This is a genomic window from Rhodocytophaga aerolata (assembly GCF_030503435.1).
GTDB classification, from domain to species: domain Bacteria; phylum Bacteroidota; class Bacteroidia; order Cytophagales; family 172606-1; genus Rhodocytophaga; species Rhodocytophaga aerolata.
The window spans coordinates 1-1,425 of record NZ_JAUKPO010000152.1; the positions used below are offsets into that span (position 1 = coordinate 1).

Here is a 1,425-nt window from a genome sequence, read left to right on the forward strand (position 1 = left end):
GCAAACAAAAGGGGAAGTGTTGTCAACTTATAACTTCACCAGAATAGGGTGAGAAGAACTTAGGTGCAGGTTTACCACGCGGAACAGTTCCACTTCTGTTTCCTTGCCTCGAAGCGTTACCCTATCTAACCTCTCCCATTCATATTCACTTATCCCTTTCAGCTGGTTGAGGAGAATACCCGACACCAGGCAGTCGCACCCATAGTGATTGCAGGCATGTTGAATTCTGGCTGGTTTTGAGTACATCCCCATTGTAGACGATCTCGCGTTTGAGATCCCCTATTTGGGCACTGATCACTTTTCCGCAGTGCAAGCCTGCCTTGAACTCGGGCTGCAGGCCATACTTTTTCAGGTACTTCTCCTTATTGCCAAGCAGGCTTTGCTGGAAGAGGAAAAACATTTTCAGACAATTTGCCTTCTCCAGCCCTTGTTTCATCTCCCAGGTAAGCACTACCTCATCTCCTACATATTGATAGATCTGGGCTTTGGTCTCTAGTACTGGTTGGGAAATCTCATGAAAGAGTTCATTGAGCAAGCTGTAGAAGCGTACATGTCCCAACTGTTCAGCGATGGTTGTAGAGGATTTCATATCCAGAAACATAAAGATGCGTTCCTCCTCGCGGGGCTTGTGGTATTTGCCAAGGATAAATTTCCATAAATTGCCCTCTCCTAACAGATGGTTAACCTGTAGAATGAATATGAGTAAATTGTAGATGATGAGTGTATAAAGGACTAAGATCAATTGCCTGGTTGAGCCCAGAAAGCTTGCTAGTTCACTCAACTTACGGCCCTCCACCCAACCTGCTACAAGCATTAAGGCTAGGGTAACCTTGTAAATGAGGGCCGTATACAAGAGGGTTTTGACTACCAGCATCTTTGTAAAGGACCATTGCCCAACCCAGATCTGAGCCTTGGGGAACAGATAGAGTTCCAAAATACCAAAGCCCAACCCCAAAGGAAATCCCACTATAACACTATTATGATCCAGGCATCCTTCATGGATGAGTTGATAGAATACACCGGCAAGACAGGTAAACAGACAAATCCAGGCAAGTGTTTTAAGTTTTCTTAGGTGCTTAGCTTGCATAGGGGAAGAAATATAGGATGGAAAACATGTACTATTCCACATGGATTGTAGCCTAGCAAAATACGCTTCAAAGCCATGGGACCAGATCAACACAGAGGAGCAAGCGATCCCCTTATCAGGCAAGTCACAACCAAGCCAATGGTGATTACCTTGAAAGCTTACCCATATTACAGCTTTTTGCTCAGAAACATTCTACCCTAAGCTTGAGCCTACTGCTTAGCTTAAGCTAATATAGCATTTCTGCTAAATAGTTAGTCACACGAAGATAACTAATTGCAAAGGGAAATCTTTTTTAGGTAAGAGCTAAGGGTCTTGTCCTAATATAGGTTGACAAAAAT

At 43.8% G+C, this 1,425-nt stretch carries 1 protein-coding gene; it reads right to left on the bottom strand.

What is annotated here, in order from left to right:
• Positions 1 to 145: 145 nt before the first annotated feature.
• Complete coding sequence (locus tag Q0590_RS37260; protein ID WP_302042772.1) at positions 146 to 1,087, bottom strand: adenylate/guanylate cyclase domain-containing protein; 942 nt, start codon at positions 1,085 to 1,087, stop codon at positions 146 to 148.
• Positions 1,088 to 1,425 lie beyond the last annotated feature (338 nt).